Source organism: Bacillus sp. ISL-4, from assembly GCF_018613275.1.
Classification (GTDB): domain Bacteria; phylum Bacillota; class Bacilli; order Bacillales; family DSM-1321; genus Peribacillus; species Peribacillus simplex_E.
Genome location: NZ_JAGGQN010000002.1, coordinates 115,319 through 131,953, shown reverse-complemented (window position 1 = coordinate 131,953; position 16,635 = coordinate 115,319). Strand labels below are relative to the sequence as shown.

The following is a 16,635-nucleotide window of genomic DNA, read 5'->3' as shown; positions in this document are numbered from 1 at the left end:
TAACGCTTGGTACAATGTAGAGCCATCAAGGTTAAAAGAGTATCCAGTCGGAATAACAAATGTAGCAATATGTTTCGGACATCCCGCTTTCTCCATTTTTTCCATGATTTTCGGAAGAACCGCTTCTGAACTTGCTGTAGAGAACGCAAGTATCAATTCTTCTTTTAGAAGTTTAATCAACGTAAAGATATTGAATCCTACAAATTTCGCTATAAGACCCAGAATGACAATTACAAAGAAAATCATTGATCCGTATACAGAAAGCGCTAACTTTCCTAGCGGGATTAAAGATTCCAAACCGAACTTGGAGATGGTCACACCGATTAGTGCAAATACACCGATAGGAGCGAATTTCATAACCATGTTAGTTAGATAGAACATTCCTTCAGCTGTACCTTGGAAGAATCGGAATACTGGTTTACCCTTTTCACCGATGGCCGCAATACTAAGTCCAAACAACACGGAGAAGAAAATGATCGCTAGCATATCGCCTTCTACCATGGCCTTAACTGGATTGGATGGCACAATGTGTACAAGTGTATCCACGAACGATTCATGCTGCTTAGTTTCTGCTGTATCCACATATGTGGAGATATCAGTTTGTTCCAGATTATTCATATTCACACCAGCACCAGGCTGGATGATATTCGCTGAAATTAAACCAACAGCAATCGCTATCATAGTTACTGCAACAAAGTATGATAATGATTTAGCACCTAGTTTACCTACCGCTTTCAAATCGCCTACACCAGCAACTGCAACGATAAGGCTTGAAACGATGATCGGCACTACAATCATTTTAATCATTCGTAGGAAAATGTCTCCGAATGGCTGTAAAAAGTTTTGGGCCGTCTCATTACCATAAAAAATGGCACCAACGATAATCCCTAAAATTAAACCAATGAAAATTTGGCTAGCTAAACTTAATTTGAATTTCTTCATTTACTTTCCTCACCTTTCCTTTTTCATTATGCTTAAGCTCTTTTTACTTTTTGACCTTTGCTACCTGACTCTGTATCCCATAACGATTACCATTGTTAATAAAAACTTAACTTTTCATTTACTTTATCATTGAAATTACATCATCCTACAAAAAACTACAAAAACTAACATTTATTATTTTAGAATTTTCTGAATTGTAATCGCACCCATTCTTTTACGCATGCAAACATGCGAAAGAACAAGTATAAGAGTACTTGTTCTTTCGCATGTTTGGATAATTAATGATTCCTACTTCTATCGCTTTGTTTCAAAATAAAGAACTTGAAAGAATTTTTTCACGTTAATTCGACTATAAACGCTGCTTGCTCCTGAGCCTTTTTGCAGTGCTGTCATCTTTTGGCGGACCGTGGCAAAATCTAAAAACTTTGTAGCGTAATTTTCCATTTTCTAACTTAATATTAGTGAACGAACAAAGTCGGATCTTCAAGCAGCAAGATCAAGAGGTAAGAAAGGCGGGAGACCGGTATAGGTTATTTAGACAAGGCACACTAGGGTTACCTCAGTAAATTACGACGGATTAGAGCAGCAACCCTGTGGTGACTGGGCCTAAATGAAGGAAAGCACCCGTTAATTTAAGTACTTTTTTTCATAATCTGCATTAATTAATATTTTTATTAGATCATAGCCTATGCTCCAATTATAGTATAACAACTATTTATCCATACTTTTTAAAGCTTCTTGTACTGTAACAGCAGGACGTTTTAATAAGGTTTCAAGCGTATTATCTTCTACATCTAAGTAACCTTCACGAATGGCTGCTCTTGTCTTTACTAAGCTATCTACGACTGTTCCTGGCATTCCAACTTGTTGTAAAAATGCACCATACCTAACATCATCAACATGTTGGACCTTCACTCTTGACCAATGACTTCACTGAGGGTATTGGCAATATCATCATAAGAAACTGGTCTACCTTTCTATGGCTTTTTCCGACAGTACAAAAATCATGTAAGATGACCTAATATATATATATATTGTTAGTAATATCTAGATATGCTAGTATTTTCATGTATCGTACATAATTTAATAAAGAAGGAGCTAACTAGACACATGAACATAAAAAAATATCTAGGAATCACGTTTCTATCAGTTACACTATTATTTTCTGGATCTATCACTGTTATCCATAGCTCAGCAAATAGTAATCCAAAAGAAGAGAAAGTGGAAGCAACTTCAACAAATCCCAAGTTAAACAATGTAAAAATTTTAGCTACTGGTGGAACGATTGCAGGTTCTGCAACGTCCAATACTGACACAACTGGTTATCAAGCAGGAGCACTTGGTGTTGAAACACTAATTAAAGCTGTACCTGAACTAAAACAAGTAGCAAATGTGAGTGGTGAACAAATCGCCAATATTGGCAGTAACAATATGGATAATAAAACTTTATTAAAGTTGGCGAAACGAATAAATGAGTTATTAAAATCTAAAGACGTTGATGGAATTGTCGTAACGCATGGAACAGATACCTTAGAAGAAACTGCTTACTTTCTGAATCTGGTCGTAAAAAGCAACAAACCTGTCGTGATTGTTGGATCAATGAGACCGGCTACAGCTATAAGCGCAGATGGACCTTTAAACTTATATAATGCTGTAAAAATTGCTGCTAGTAAAGATGCTAAGAACAAAGGTGTTTTAATCTCATTAAATGACCGGATAGGTTCTGCACGTTATATAACAAAAACCAATACAACCATGACAGATACATTCCAATCGGAGGAACAAGGCTATTTAGGAGCAATCGCAGGTAATAAAATATTTTTCTACAATGAACCTACTCGTAAACACACAACCAAATCGGTGTTTGATGTATCAAAACTAGATAAACTTCCTCAAGTGGACATTATTTATAGCTATCAAAATGATAGTAGATATTTTTACGATGCATCTGTGAAAGCAGGAGCTAAAGGGATCATAATAGCAGGTGAAGGAAACGGTTTAACTTCTGATACTGCTTTTGAGGGTGCTAAAGACGCTGTCAAAAAAGGCGTGATTATTACTCGCTCTAGCCGGGTAGGAAATGGTATTGTTACGAGAGAAAAGATTGACGATGAAAATAATTTTGTTACAGCGGACTCACTTAATCCTCAAAAGGCACGCATTTTGACGATGCTTGCATTAACAAAAACAGATGATCCAAAAGAAATTCAGCAATTTTTTAACGAATATTAATAATTAAAATTTGAATTCCTTGATTAACTAAAAGTGAATGAAATTTAAAGCATACGATGGTCCAACGTATGCTTTTATTTATTTTTAACTATTTCGTCTATCGTATATTTAGTCAAAAAATTGCACCTCCAATTGTTAGATGTTGTCTAACAATTGGGGTGCAGTTCAAGTCACAGCCCTTTAAAGAACTAACGCAACTGCTAGTTAAGTACAATCTCCACTCCCGTATTTTGTAAGTTGTTCAAACTATCTAGGTTTTGGTTTTGGTCCTCTGTATTTACACGGCTTTGCAGTCGTCGCCGGTAGGAGTAAAGATGGATGAAGCAGCGAGTAGGTGTTATGTATAAAAGGAGTGAACGGGATGGGAAAGAGATATAAAGTAAAAAGGATGGTAGCTTGAAGATAAAAGAAGTGGAAAGTCGTAAAGAGTAAAAAAAATGTGTATGACGAGAAAACCGTAAAGGATGTAGAACCCATACCTTAACCAAAAGAAATGAATATATAAGTGTAAGGGATATATAGAACAAATACAGAGATTTTCGAAGCATCATTATCCAAAAAGGAGGAATGAATAGCAAGTTATGACTAAGAAATTAATCGGTTTTCACAGCATGCACCAGCAACAAAAGAAAACAGGACTGTATAATAAAGATATTTGTTTATCACCAAGTCCACCAAGAGGTTGTCCAAATATTTATCCAGTGAGGGAAAACCCAAATCCAGCTAACATTTTAAAGGTAAAAACTTTTCAATATACTGCAATCTCTGACGGTATAAAAAGGATTTATACCAATCAAGATGGAGTGTTAAAATACGGAAGTTCCAGGATTCTTGATCCAAACAGCGTATCTTATATAAACTTATTTATAAATGGAATTTTACAGCCAAATATAAATTACACAGTAGAACAGGGAAAACTTACATTCTCTAACGATTTACCCCTATCTGGAGCCCCTATTATTCTTCAATTTGTAATAATTTATGGATAAAGAAAAAGTGAAGGTTCTTACGCATCCAATTAACAAAATGCCGGACAATCACTTTATTGATTACCGGCATTTTTTCATTAGCAAATCATGAGTATTAGTTGACTACAACTTCGATAACAATTGGAGTTGCATCATCAAGTGCATCGCCATCTGGAATAGTTATAGTAGTAGTAGTAAGGGTTGAGGTATCAGCTGTTTGAATCTGAGCATTTATATATAAAACATAATAAGCAAATGAACCTGGAAATGCGGTTACAGCTGCACCAGTGTCATCCGTAAAGGTTGTTGCTGCAATTGCAAACGTCGCACCTGTACCTGTACCATCTCCTATTGTGGCAGTAAACTTTCTGGAAGCCATAAAGGGCTTAATTATTGGCATTTATTTAACTCCCTTCTCTTTCAAATGTACGGGGTTTTCCAGACAGTCCTGAAGAGGTTGTCCTTCCCCCTATTAACTATCTTATTTCATACTTCGAATTAGGGAACGGCAAATGATTCAAATTGATTCCCCCCTACTAATAATTTTATGATTTAGACTCAATTGGGACTAATGTGAAACTACCTTATGAAAAACGTTTGGATATTGGTTTTACAAGATCACGAAGGATATTGCTATTTAGTTCTTTTACGAACTTTTTTCTAAATACAAGATAAAAAGGCACACTTTACCCTTTACCAACCCCAGCCGGATTAGATAAACGGGAAAATACACACCCGTACGTCTTCCCCTGGCTACTGATATAATAGATTCTATTAAAAAAGGTCAACCAGTATAAACTGGCTAACCTTAATACGAACGCACCCGTTAGTTGCATAAGACATTCTGATTTTAGCTCCTAATTAAAATTTTTTTCAACTTAACCTTTTAAGACTTTGAATGCTTCTCGAATTTTTCGAGCAAATTCCAATGGTGGTTCGATTGATTCAAAATGCATATACATGGCTCTAGGATTTTCAAACAACCAATGATTATGAACTGCCGTTACAATAATATCCCTTTCCCTTAATTCTGTTAACAATGGATTTATCTCGGCTTGAAGTAGAACTGTTTCACCTAGATTTAGTGCATTTCCTTTACTATCTATATTCTCAAAGCTGAAAAATTGAGGGTTTACTAACGGTGAATTAGTTCTCCTTCCAAGTATTTTAAATGGTATGTCTCTAAATCTTTGAACTAGACATACTCCATTCATAAAACTTGCATCACCGTCAAGAATCCTTGCAAATTCACTGCATAAATCCCTTTTTGAGTCCTTACCCATCATATTCACTCCTTATAATAAAACCATTTGTACCCTCGTAATCTGGTTTCATTGTATGCGGGTGGATTATTTAAGATTGGGCAAATGATTGGAAATAACATACCTCATTGGGTCAATTCATAAAAACACTCACTTATTTATTATACCAAGGACGATTTTTTTGACTTAAAACACTGTGCACAATTTATGAATAAATTTCGTGACCTTTGAATTCAATATTAATTGAACAATCCTGCCCTTTAGTTGCATAAGGGTAATTGGTCTGTTCCGGTGTGTAACAAGAAACCGGTTAAATTGGAAAGTTATATTCATATAAGCTAAGAAACATCCTTTAAGTTTATATGCCTAGACAAGCATTATAAAAAAAGGCCTATACGGTTGTCAGGTTCACATAAAAAAATCAGGCACCCTTAATGGATGCCTTTAAATAGCCGAGCTATCTTGTATTTCATTTTCTTTATAGAAGTCCTTTGGCAATATAACGGTAAAATCATGCGTTATTTTAAGATCTAGTTTAATGCTGCACTCAGGGATAAAAGCTAAAAGTCTAAAAACACCCGAAAAATGGGTGCTATTTTAAACGATAAATTTTACTTGGTCTTCCTCGAGAAGAATAAGATTCCTCACCAATGATTTCTGCTAAATCTACTTCACATAAACTTACTACAATACGCCGTGCATTACTTTCATCCCAATAGAGATGAGTTGTTAAATCTTTTATTGTAAAATCGTTCAGTTTCAATCTGTTAACTAAAGCATATAATTTATTATAATTTTTCACACTTATTTTGGCTTTTTTTAGTTTTTCCATAAAATCCTTGTCATCTATCCGGTAAGAAAAACGCAATTCTTCCTCTTCACCCGCAGACTCGATCATTGTTCCGTCCTCTTGTACAATGACGATGCCCTTCTCTGACTTTTCTTTTGAAAGTTGGATCGCACGCTGAGCGTTTATTTCTGCTGAGTGAAGTGTTTGACCATATCCAATTCCTACGGTTACAGTAGCATTGGATTCATTTGACAACAGAAAGACAGTATCTTTTAAATCTTTGATTTTGGATTCAATTGTACCCCGTGTACTAAAGATAAAGTAACGGCCGTTCCCCTTCTCAACTAATGACCCCTCCAATTGTTCGCAAAATCTAAGAAGAGTTTCTTTTAGTTTTATCTCTAAAAATTGTAGATGGTACGAGCTTTTAGCTTTCTCAAATATTTTCTCAAAATGTTCAATTTCAATAATTTGAACACCAATTTGGGTGTCTCTAAAATAAAAAGTTCTCGATTTTTCTGCAAGAATTCTTAATGATTGGCGAATTTCCATATCAGTTGTAGATATTCGATAGGTTGGTACTCCTGCTTCTTTTAAATTTAGATATACAGCCTCGAAACAAGTTATTGCACCTTCCGTTTTTCCGGCTTTCCATAAATCAAGATGGAATGCGATTAATTCTTCCGTGCTTGAATTAATATTGAAGTTTTTTATATACATTTCTTTTGGAGTAATATCAATTTGTTTTAACGCCTGCTCTAAATGGGTTGTAGTTATTTCATCGATGCTTACTTTACTTAAAAATTCCTTTTGGAAATATCCCATATGCAAAAGACTTTTATAAATGCCTGATTCAGTATGATGAATATATAATAGGTTTTCCCCTATTCCCACAGTATTTTTTGCAACCATATATGAAATTTGGCCTGAAAAAAACCAGACATCCACATTTTTATTGAATTCCAAAACGATTTTTTCAGTTTCTCTGAAATCCTCATATGGGTAGGCTTTAAATTCCATGATCGACTCATATTCTTTACCTAAATTAATAATGCGCTCAACTGATGAATTAGGACCAACTACCCCAATTTTATACATATTTTTCTCCTTAGTTCAAAAACTTAATTTCTTTAATCTTATCTTTAAAATGAAAGAAATTAAAGTTTAATCCTTCTTCTATTGGAAAAACATTTATCACAAAACATTGTATTTTTTGATTTAAAAGGGGAGTTTGAATATGTTTAAAAAAATATAAAGAGCTATTAGCATAGATCGTACTTATCCTCTATGCAATAGCTCTTCGATTGGAAAAAACTAGATTATTTTAGTAAATTCACCTTAATGCCTTTATTTAATATATTTTGATAATCAATAAAGTTATATAAGTCCCCTTCAATTAATGGATTTAAGCTCTTCAATTCGTCTAGAGTCAACTCTTCTATTGCTTTATTATGATCTTCACAATAAATGACAATAGAACCAACGATACTGTGGGCATCTCTGAACGCAACCCCTTTGCTAACTAAATAATCAGCGACTTCTGTTGCATTGAGGAAGCCATATTTTACAGCTTTTTTCATATTTTCAGTATTCACCTTCATGGTAGAAATCATATTAGACATAATTTCTAGACAAGACAAAACTGTATCCAATGCATCAAAAAATGGTTCTTTATCTTCCTGCATATCTTTATTATAAGCCAATGGTAACCCTTTCATCGTTGTTAAAAGTGAAGTAAGAGAACCATATACTCTTCCTGTTTTTCCTCTTATAAGCTCTGCTGCATCAGGATTTTTCTTTTGAGGCATAATGCTACTACCTGTAGAATATGCGTCATCAATACTAATAAATTTAAACTCTTGACTGCTCCATAAAATCAGCTCTTCACTTAATCTGCTTAAATGCATCATGATGATCGAAAAACTAGACATTAATTCTAAAAGGTAATCTCTATCACTAACACCATCGAGGAAATTGTTTAAAGGTTTTGAAAACCCTAACTCCTCTGCTGTCATTTCTCGGTCTATAACATGAGTCGTCCCTGCCAAGGCTCCACACCCCAGTGGACTTTCGTTCAAAATTTCAATTGCATTAAGAACTCTTTTTCTGTCCCTATCCAGCATATTAAAGTAGGCCATTAAATGGTGCTTAAGAGTTACTACTTGAGCTCGCTGTAGATGGGTGTATCCGGGCATAATCACATTGTTTGCTTTTGCCTTTTCTTCCAGGTTATTTTGTAGCTCTTCAATATACTCGATCACTTCTAACGCCTTATTTTTAGCGTAAAGCCTGATATCTAAAGCAACTTGATCATTTCGACTTCTTGCTGTATGGAGTTTTTTTGCTGTTTCACCTATTCGTTCAGTTAATGTTGCTTCAACAAAACTATGAATATCTTCAAAATCCCCTTCGATCACTAATGTTCCGCTCTCGATATCTTCCAATATAGAAAGAAGTGACTTAATAATACTTTCTCCTTCTTCCTTGGTAAGCAATTCACATTTCACAAGCATATTTACATGTGCAATACTCCCTTTAATATCTTCAGAATAAAGTCTCATATCAACATGAAGAGAACTATTAAAGTCCTCCATTAATTTATTTTCTTCTTTTCTAAAACGTCCACCCCAAAGCTTCATAACCATTTCTCCTTTTGTAAAATGAAGTTGCATTTAATTGTTATCCATATCCAGCAATTCTTGAACATTCCCCTTTTTCCGCATGTACCAGACTCCGTTATAAACGGCGAAATAGTAAAAAACGAATCCTATTATTGCCACGATGTAAGACATAAATGGCTCTGGAATAATACCCTTACCACCAAAATTTCCGATTGATGATATCCCAACGAGCATCAGAATATAAATGACGAGATAGATCCCACCAATAATCTCCATCGATTTATGTTTATTGATAAAATGCGTAATTAAATATCCAACAATTCCAATTGCTAATCCCCAAATTGCAAGTTGAACCCTACTCCAATTTGTCCAATAAATAAGTAGAGTGGCAAATACAAAGGCTAAAGGAGCAATAAAATTCATGCCTGGGATACCGTTGTCTTTTGTCAAACCAACCTTACGAAACACCATTACTGTGACACATGCTGAGGCGTATTTAAAAATCCCAATTGCCCCAACGATTGCTACAATTGCGGTCCAACTCTTTAAAGGGAACAAGAAAAGTAACCCAATGAGGAAGTTGAGAGTGAGTGCACGTGTTGGGACTCCAAATCTTTTATTAATAGTTCCGAAATAAGATGGAAGGAATCCACTCTTCGCCATTCCAAAAACATGTCTTGAAGTTCCAGCTGTATAAGCAAGTGCCGATCCAGTTGGGGAAATCATTGCGTCCGCTGTAATGGTCCAGGACAGCCAAACCATATTCGCCATAAGTGCTAAATTCGCAAATGGAGAGTCAAATTTAATTCCACTCCAACCATTAGCTAGCATTTCGGGCGGTACGGCCCCTATAAAAACGATTTGAAGTAAAACATATAAAATTGCTGAGACTGACAGCGATGTGATAAGAGCAAGTGGAATATTCCGTCTTGGGTTTACCACCTCGCCGCTCATCATTACCACATTCCCGAATCCTGTATAGGCAAAAAATATACCACTAGTTAAGATTGCGCTTAATCCTGCGCCATATCCATAAGGGGCAAACCCATCACTCGTATAATTCTCTTCATGAAAACCTGTCATAAAAAAAGCAATGATGGTTAGGACAGGTACTATAAATTTAATCGTGGTAATAATGGTATTCGTGACAGCAAATAATTTCACTCCAAAATAGTTCACCACAACAAAGAACACCATTAAAACAGTCGATGCTAGAATTCCTGTTGTCGTTAGTTGCTCCTTAGATATATCATATAGTCCTGGCCAGAACTCATTAGCGTATTGAATAACTCCCGATGATTCAACGGGTGCAGTGGCACAGTAGCCAAGCCAAATCGAATAACTAGTCACTGTAGCAAGTAATTTCCCATGGGAATAAAGGGGATAACGACCTAAACCACCTGTTTCTGGCCTTACCCTTGCTAATTCAGCATAAACAAGAGCTATTAGAGTAATGACGAATGCAGCAATAATCCAAGACATAATAGCAGCTGGTCCAGCCATTTTTGCCGTATTCCATGGTCCAAAAAGCCAACTTGATCCAATAATTCCTCCAAGAGATAATGCAGTAAGTGACCAAAAGCCCATTTTCTTTTTCAAATATCGTTCTTGATTCATGAAATTCCCTCTCTCTTAATGGGGTATATTATTATTTGCAAACATGGATAGCTTAGTACTGTACCTAAGATAAATAACTCCTTTCAAATTTTTAAGGCAATACTTCGGGAAGCTAACTTTACCTAATGGATGGAACAAAATCCAAACTAACAACTAGGACTTAGCTTAGCCAAAAAGGATTAGCTCAATTGTAGATTTATTTTAAGGTTAAAAAAACGTAATTACCTTAAATTGATTTTATTTGAATTGTTTACATTTTGCAATATTATTTTTTGAAAATTCACAACACAAAACACTAAAGGATTTCGTTCACTGAGTAAGGCAGGAATCACCCACTTCATGCGGGCCCATTTACATAAGAAAACAACCCACCCCAAACGAAAAAGGGCTTATGTTTTTTTACAAACGAGCCCAAAAATTTCATTCTGGAGGAGTTATGGAATTTTAACTAGATGGTTATGTGGGAAGACCTCATTAAGGGCACTTTTTACATTCAAAAGGCCGCCAATTGGCGGCCTTCTTATCCAAAATACATTGATTTTCTTACTCCCCTGCCCCGTTAGTTCCATAGGAAAAAGAGCTGCCGAAGCAACTCCCTTATTGAAGTAAGGACCCGTTATTTGAATAGGATTTTCAAAAAGCTCTTTGTTTTGTATTGTTCGGGTCAATTGTCTTAATTTTTTTAATGAAATAATAATGTTTGTAGAGGGCGAGCACTATCAATAAGATTTTCACTAACAGGATGTCCACATAAAATACAGAAAATATGATGAAGAAATCGGCAATTATATTGATTCTGATTTTCTCTTTTCGAGTCATACCTTTTTTTTGCAGGAATGCTACAACGTATTTTTCATATAATGAGGTGCGTTTGAACCAGTTTTCAATCGTCTTGGAACTTTTAGCAAAGCAAAAAGCAGCAAATAAGTAAAACGGACCGCCCGGCAGAACGGGTAACACAGTCCCTGCAATACCAATCAAAAGAGATATGGACCCAAGAAGAAAAAATAGGATACTTTTTACTTTTTTTATTGTAATCACCTTTTTATTTATATTCTATCTCCTTATAACATAAAGAGGAAGTCTAATTGATTCAACGTCATTGATTAGTATCTTCCCTTTTTCTTTTTGAACTAATCTGACCCGTTATAAATTAAAAAATGAGATAAACAGGATATCTTATCGATTCATTCATACAGCATAGTTACGACCCCAGCATATTCTGACAAATTTTCTTTGGAAATATCCAATGTCTCAACCTCGGTTGTTCGCTGTCCGGAAATCTGAAGAAACTTATCTACCTTTGAAAACATCAAGCCAACAACCGACAATGCCTTTGTTCTATAGTGCATGGGAATTGTAATAGTGGATTTCAACTGACGCATCACTTGAGCAGCTTCTATTGCATTAATCGTGAATGTACCTCCTACAGGAATAATGAGAATATCCACTTTTCCAATTTCATTTACTTGTTCTTCTGATAATATATGTCCTAAATCTCCACAGTGACAGATAGTTAGTCCATCCATTTGGAAACGATATAAAGTATTGGGGCCTCTCTTCTCGCCATTTACCTTGTCGTGAAATGTCTTAAACCCACTAATTCTTACATCTTCGCGGATGTATTCCTTCGGCTCATTAACAAGCAAGTATTCACCTGTTGCAGCTTCAATTTTATTGTGATCGAAATGATTATGTGTAACGGCAACTATATCTGGTTCAACACTCGGCATACGGTAACGGATGAAGCGATGATATGGATCAATAAGAATCCTGGTTCCACTTTCGGATGTTAGTAAAAAGGCAGAATGTCCAAACCATTTTATTTTCATTCTAAAATTCTCCTTATTGATTCAAAATTATTAAAATCAAGCAACTTTTAAGGAACCCCGGACCTACAGTTCAATATTTATTCCATTTATTATTATTCTATTATTCATGTAATAGTCCTCCTACACCTGATCTGTCCCTTTTATTCCATAAGAAAAGCAATCCTCATTAAAGAATCGCGCCCAATTGTGAAACTAAAATAAAAGAGCCTTTTTTTCGTTTTCCAGGGGACATTCCGCTGATTGAACTTGGATAAAATACGCGAACGAACGGTCACCTAAAGGAAACTGCTGTATATCATAATAGTAAGTTTTGAGAAAGGGTGAACAGAATCGATGATACATCCAGATACCGAGATTCGGTTTGTCAATGAAAAGATTGGTGTGGGCATTTTTGCCACAAAAATGATCCCAAAAGGAACGATAATCTGGGCATTGGATGATTTGGACATCATCCTCGAGGAAGATGAAATTGAATCGCTTGATATCGTGCGAAGGGAAATCGTCTATAAATATGCCTACCTCAACGATGACGACCGCTACGTGCTGTGCTGGGACCATGCCAGATACATGAATCACAGCTTCAGTCCAAATGTGGTATCGACGGTCTATGAGATTGAATTTGCTTCGAGGGATATTCTACCTGGAGAGCAAATAACATGCGATTATGCATCGCTCGGGATAGACGAACCGTTTGAGTGTGAACCGGAGGAAGGGACGTCTAGCACCGTAGTGATGCCGGATGATTATCTGCATCGCTACAAGGAATGGGATGAGTTGGCTCGGGAGGCATTCAAACGATTGAATCAAGTAGACCAGCCGTTGCGTCATCTGATTCGACCGGAGTTCGTCGACAGGGTAAACGCAATTGCAGAGGGACGTGCCGAGCTGGATTCCTTTATTACGCTCTATGAAGATGAGTAATGGCAACTAAACAACCACACAGACCGGATCTGATGGTTGTTCAATGTTCATTCAACCAACTTTTTTGGCGATTCAGCAAGATGGAACATGAAATCATCAACGTGAGGGTTTAAAACCCAGAAAAGACCCCACCTCTGCCAAGGTTTGGTCTTTTTTCTTTTCTATGCCCATCCCTTGCAGATCTCAGCAAGCCTACTTAAAAACTTTCCTCAACAATCTGCCCCAATTGTGAAAGAAAAATTTTTTCATTAAAACGCAGGCGGGGTAACTGAAAATAATACAGCTGCATTCTGACTAAAATTATTTTCCCATTTATGTTTGAAATTCGCTGGTATTTTCACACTATCACCAGCTTCCAATATATATTCTTCTTCACCTAAATACAGCTTGATTTTCCCTTCCAAAATAAATGCCACTTCCTCTCCTCTATGTTCTATAGGGCTTTCCGACGAGGAAATATTCGGAGGAACTTTCATAATCGCTGTTGCCAAATTACCCGTAAAATCAGGTGACAATAACTCATAAGACAAATTATCAATGATCATTTTCTTCCGTTTACTGGACCTAACGATTAAATCCTCCGTAATCGTTTCTTCAAGTAAAAAACTAAATGTTGGGACATTCAAGGTTTTAGCTAAGACCTTTAAGGTTTGAATAGAAGGATTCGCCAAACCTCGTTCTATCTGGCTTAACATTGAAGGTGTAATTTCAGCTAATTTCGCTAACTCTCGACTACTCAATCCTTTAGCTTTTCTATATTTTTCAACTTTCTTGCCAATATCTATATTTTCCATAATTGATACTCCTTAACGACTTGTTAAATCACACTTAAATAAAATTAATATAAATTAACATAGAGATGATTGTGTGTTAAACTGTACTAAATTTTATTTAATTATAATTTACAAAACAATTTGTTACAAGAAAATGAGGAGGATCAAACAAATGAAAGAGATTGAAAGCAAAGAATTACAATCATGGAAAGACAAATATCCTTTATTAAATAAGCTCATATCGATGGATGAAGTATTTTGGCTCAATCCAAATGTCGAAAAATTTCAAACCGGAATTAAAAAATCCCCCCTTACTCAAGAAGATGTAAGAGATGCAGAGGAAAGGTTGAAACGTTTTGCTCCCTATATCGCCAAGGTTTTCCCTGAAACAAAAGGAACGAACGGTATCATAGAATCTCCTTTAGTGAGAATTCCTGCCATGAAACAATCCTTGGAACAGGATTATCAACAACCTATATTAGGAGAATTATTACTAAAATGTGATAGTCACCTTCCTATATCAGGATCCATCAAAGCAAGAGGCGGGATTTATGAAATTCTCAAACATGCGGAAGAACTAGCTTTCCAACATCAATTGTTAACCATTCAAGATGATTATTCGATTTTAGATAGTGATAGGTTCCGAACCCTTTTCTCAAAATATTCAATCGCAGTAGGCTCGACTGGAAATTTAGGCCTTAGTATCGGTATCATCAGTGCAAAGTTAGGTTTTAATGTTTCCGTTCATATGTCAGCTGATGCAAAACAGTGGAAAAAAGACTTGCTTAGAAGTAAAAATGTCAATGTCATTGAATATGAAGCTGATTATAGTAAAGCTGTAGAGGAAGGCCGAATCCAAGCAGATAGTGACCCAACATGCTATTTTGTGGATGATGAAAATTCTCACGACCTATTTTTAGGATATGCAGTGGCTGCATCCCGATTGAAGAAACAATTGGAAGAGCTAGAGATAATTGTAGATGAAAATCATCCTTTGTTTGTTTACCTTCCATGTGGAGTAGGTGGTGGTCCTGGAGGCGTAGCTTTTGGTTTGAAATTATTGTATCAAGACCATATTCACTGTTTCTTTGCAGAACCTACCCACTCACCATGCATGTTACTCGGTTTAATGACTGGACTACATGATAAAGTTTCTGTACAAGATGTTGGCATCGATAATGTGACAGACGCGGATGGACTAGCTGTTGGAAAGCCATCTGGGTTTGTCGGTAAAACGATGGAACCCTTTTTAAGCGGCAATTATACGATTAGCGATGAACAGTTATATAAATTGCTAAAAGAACTAGTCGATACAGAGGGGATCCATTTAGAACCTTCAGCACTAGCAGGCATGATAGGACCAAGTAAATTATGTAAAGAGGGCATCGATTATTTACAGAAGCATCATTTAACGGAAAAGATGAGTAATGGTACACATATTATTTGGGGGACTGGCGGAAGCATGGTTCCTGAAGAAATGATGAAGCAATATTATCAAAAAGGGTTGAAATTAGCGTTAGAGAAATAGAAGTAATGTACGTGGCTATAAAACAAAAAAGAGTGTAGGCAAAAGGAATTCTATCTAAATGTTAAAACAAAGTTGATTGGAACGGAAGGTTCGAGACTCCTGCGGGAAAAGCGCGTGCCCTATGTTCCAATCAACGATCGAATTTTCCTCAAAAAAACTGTACTGCAGAATGCATGAATGCTAGCCTGCCCCTTTAACTCCATAAGAAAAAGAGCTGCTAAAGCAACTCCCTTATTCAAGTGTTGGTTCACCGATCGAAAATTGAATTAAAGTGTAACAATAATCGGACCATTTTTAGTAAGGATAATCGTATGTTCCAATTGAGCTACATAGCTTTTTTCTGTAGCATAGGTCCAATCGTCTTCTTTTTGGAATACTTCTTCTTCAAAGGTTGAGATAAATGGTTCGAATGCGATAACCATCCCTTCCTTTAATAGTTCATTATCCCATGGATCATAATAATTACAAATATGGTCAGGTGCTTCGTGTATTCCACGTCCAACACCATGTCCTGTAAGGTTTTTGATAACAGTGAATCCATGCTGTCTCGCTGTTTCGAATACTGCTTTTCCGATTCTGCTTTTTTTGGAACCGGGTTTTGCTTTCTTAAGACCTGCTTCAAATGCCTTTTTAGCAACGTCGCATAATTTCGTTAATACTTCGTCACCCTCCCCTACTACAAATGAGATTCCTGTATCTGCGAAATAACCGTTCTTTGAAGCAGATACATCTATATTCACTAGATCCCCTTCATGAATAACCCGATGACCCGGAATACCATGTGCCACTTCTTCATTAGTACTAATGCAAGTATAGCCAGGAAAATCATATTCACCTTTTGGAGCTGAAACTGCACCTGCCTTTTCTAAAAGATCTCCGGCTACATCATCAAGTTCCTTGGTCGTTATCCCTGGAATTGTTCTTTGTACCAATTCATCTCTAATCGAGGCAACAATTTTGCCAATTTCCTTCAAACCATTAAAATCTTCTTCTGTTTTTGCAATCATTTTATCCTACCTCATTATAGTTTATAATCTATAATCCATAAGCTAAATAAGTATTAATTGTACCTTTATTTTCTCTAAAAATAAAAGCAATGTAAATAATTTGGTCTTTTTTTACAAAGTTACTATTAGTTTACCATAACTA

16 protein-coding genes are annotated in these 16,635 nt (G+C 36.0%); 4 read left to right on the top strand and 12 right to left on the bottom strand.

Annotated elements, in window-relative coordinates; genetic code table 11:
* From J7J00_RS01685 to J7J00_RS01675, 3 genes are all read right to left on the bottom strand, one after another.
* A partial coding sequence (locus J7J00_RS01685; RefSeq protein WP_214786909.1) for a cation:dicarboxylate symporter family transporter occupies positions 1-942 on the bottom strand: 942 nt, incomplete at its 3' end.
* Positions 943-1,236: 294 nt separating this feature from the next.
* The gene (locus tag J7J00_RS01680) at positions 1,237-1,386 is read right to left on the bottom strand and encodes a DNA-binding domain-containing protein (RefSeq protein ID WP_214786907.1); all 150 of its coding nucleotides are present in this window, start codon (positions 1,384-1,386) and stop codon (positions 1,237-1,239) included.
* Positions 1,387-1,653: 267 nt separating this feature from the next.
* Positions 1,654-1,857, bottom strand: a complete 204-nt coding sequence (locus J7J00_RS01675) for a hypothetical protein (RefSeq protein WP_214786906.1) — start codon at positions 1,855-1,857, stop codon at positions 1,654-1,656.
* A 195-nt stretch (positions 1,858-2,052) separates the two neighbouring features.
* On the opposite strand from J7J00_RS01675, the gene J7J00_RS01670 reads away from it, so the two are divergent.
* Together J7J00_RS01670 and J7J00_RS01665 are read left to right on the top strand one after the other, a co-directional pair.
* Entirely contained in the window at positions 2,053-3,174 is a 1,122-nt protein-coding gene (locus J7J00_RS01670) for a type II asparaginase (RefSeq protein ID WP_214786904.1), read from the top strand.
* A gap of 581 nt (positions 3,175-3,755) precedes the next feature.
* Positions 3,756-4,163, top strand: a complete 408-nt coding sequence (locus tag J7J00_RS01665) for a DUF4183 domain-containing protein (protein WP_286201129.1) — start codon at positions 3,756-3,758, stop codon at positions 4,161-4,163.
* Between the two features lie 94 nt (positions 4,164-4,257).
* Here J7J00_RS01665 and J7J00_RS01660 read toward each other — a convergent pair whose 3' ends face one another.
* The 7 genes from J7J00_RS01660 to J7J00_RS01630 form a co-directional block, all read right to left on the bottom strand.
* On the bottom strand, positions 4,258-4,542 hold the full coding sequence (locus tag J7J00_RS01660; protein WP_214786902.1) for a DUF4183 domain-containing protein: 285 nt from the start codon (positions 4,540-4,542) through the stop codon (positions 4,258-4,260).
* A gap of 478 nt (positions 4,543-5,020) precedes the next feature.
* Positions 5,021-5,425, bottom strand: coding sequence for a DUF1259 domain-containing protein (locus tag J7J00_RS01655; protein ID WP_214786900.1), 405 nt, complete (start codon positions 5,423-5,425; stop codon positions 5,021-5,023).
* Positions 5,426-5,996: 571 nt separating this feature from the next.
* A complete protein-coding gene (locus J7J00_RS01650; protein WP_214786898.1) occupies positions 5,997-7,292 on the bottom strand; it encodes a hypothetical protein in 1,296 nt (431 codons plus the stop codon).
* 221 nt (positions 7,293-7,513) lie between these two features.
* On the bottom strand, positions 7,514-8,833 hold the full coding sequence (gene argH, locus J7J00_RS01645; protein WP_214786897.1) for an argininosuccinate lyase: 1,320 nt from the start codon (positions 8,831-8,833) through the stop codon (positions 7,514-7,516).
* Between the two features lie 33 nt (positions 8,834-8,866).
* Positions 8,867-10,432 carry an APC family permease gene (locus J7J00_RS01640; RefSeq protein WP_214786896.1) on the bottom strand — a complete coding sequence of 522 codons (1,566 nt, stop codon included), beginning with the start codon at positions 10,430-10,432 and terminating at the stop codon, positions 8,867-8,869.
* A 633-nt stretch (positions 10,433-11,065) separates the two neighbouring features.
* Complete coding sequence (locus J7J00_RS01635; RefSeq protein WP_309487120.1) at positions 11,066-11,473, bottom strand: YbaN family protein; 408 nt, start codon at positions 11,471-11,473, stop codon at positions 11,066-11,068.
* Positions 11,474-11,619: 146 nt separating this feature from the next.
* Positions 11,620-12,264 (bottom strand): MBL fold metallo-hydrolase, encoded by a 645-nt coding sequence (locus tag J7J00_RS01630; protein WP_214786894.1) that lies wholly within the window; start codon positions 12,262-12,264, stop codon positions 11,620-11,622.
* 333 nt (positions 12,265-12,597) lie between these two features.
* On the opposite strand from J7J00_RS01630, the gene J7J00_RS01625 reads away from it, so the two are divergent.
* A complete protein-coding gene (locus tag J7J00_RS01625; RefSeq protein ID WP_214786892.1) occupies positions 12,598-13,185 on the top strand; it encodes an SET domain-containing protein in 588 nt (195 codons plus the stop codon).
* Between the two features lie 248 nt (positions 13,186-13,433).
* On the opposite strand, the gene J7J00_RS01620 is transcribed toward J7J00_RS01625, so the two are convergent.
* Positions 13,434-13,979 carry a helix-turn-helix domain-containing protein gene (locus J7J00_RS01620; protein ID WP_141992280.1) on the bottom strand — a complete coding sequence of 182 codons (546 nt, stop codon included), beginning with the start codon at positions 13,977-13,979 and terminating at the stop codon, positions 13,434-13,436.
* Between the two features lie 151 nt (positions 13,980-14,130).
* Between J7J00_RS01620 and J7J00_RS01615 the strand changes: the two genes are divergently transcribed.
* Positions 14,131-15,486: a D-serine ammonia-lyase gene (locus J7J00_RS01615; RefSeq protein ID WP_214786890.1), complete on the top strand. Its 1,356-nt coding sequence runs from the start codon at positions 14,131-14,133 to the stop codon at positions 15,484-15,486.
* A gap of 266 nt (positions 15,487-15,752) precedes the next feature.
* Here J7J00_RS01615 and map read toward each other — a convergent pair whose 3' ends face one another.
* Entirely contained in the window at positions 15,753-16,493 is a 741-nt protein-coding gene (gene map / locus J7J00_RS01610) for a type I methionyl aminopeptidase (protein ID WP_214786888.1), read from the bottom strand.
* Positions 16,494-16,635: the final 142 nt, after the last annotated feature.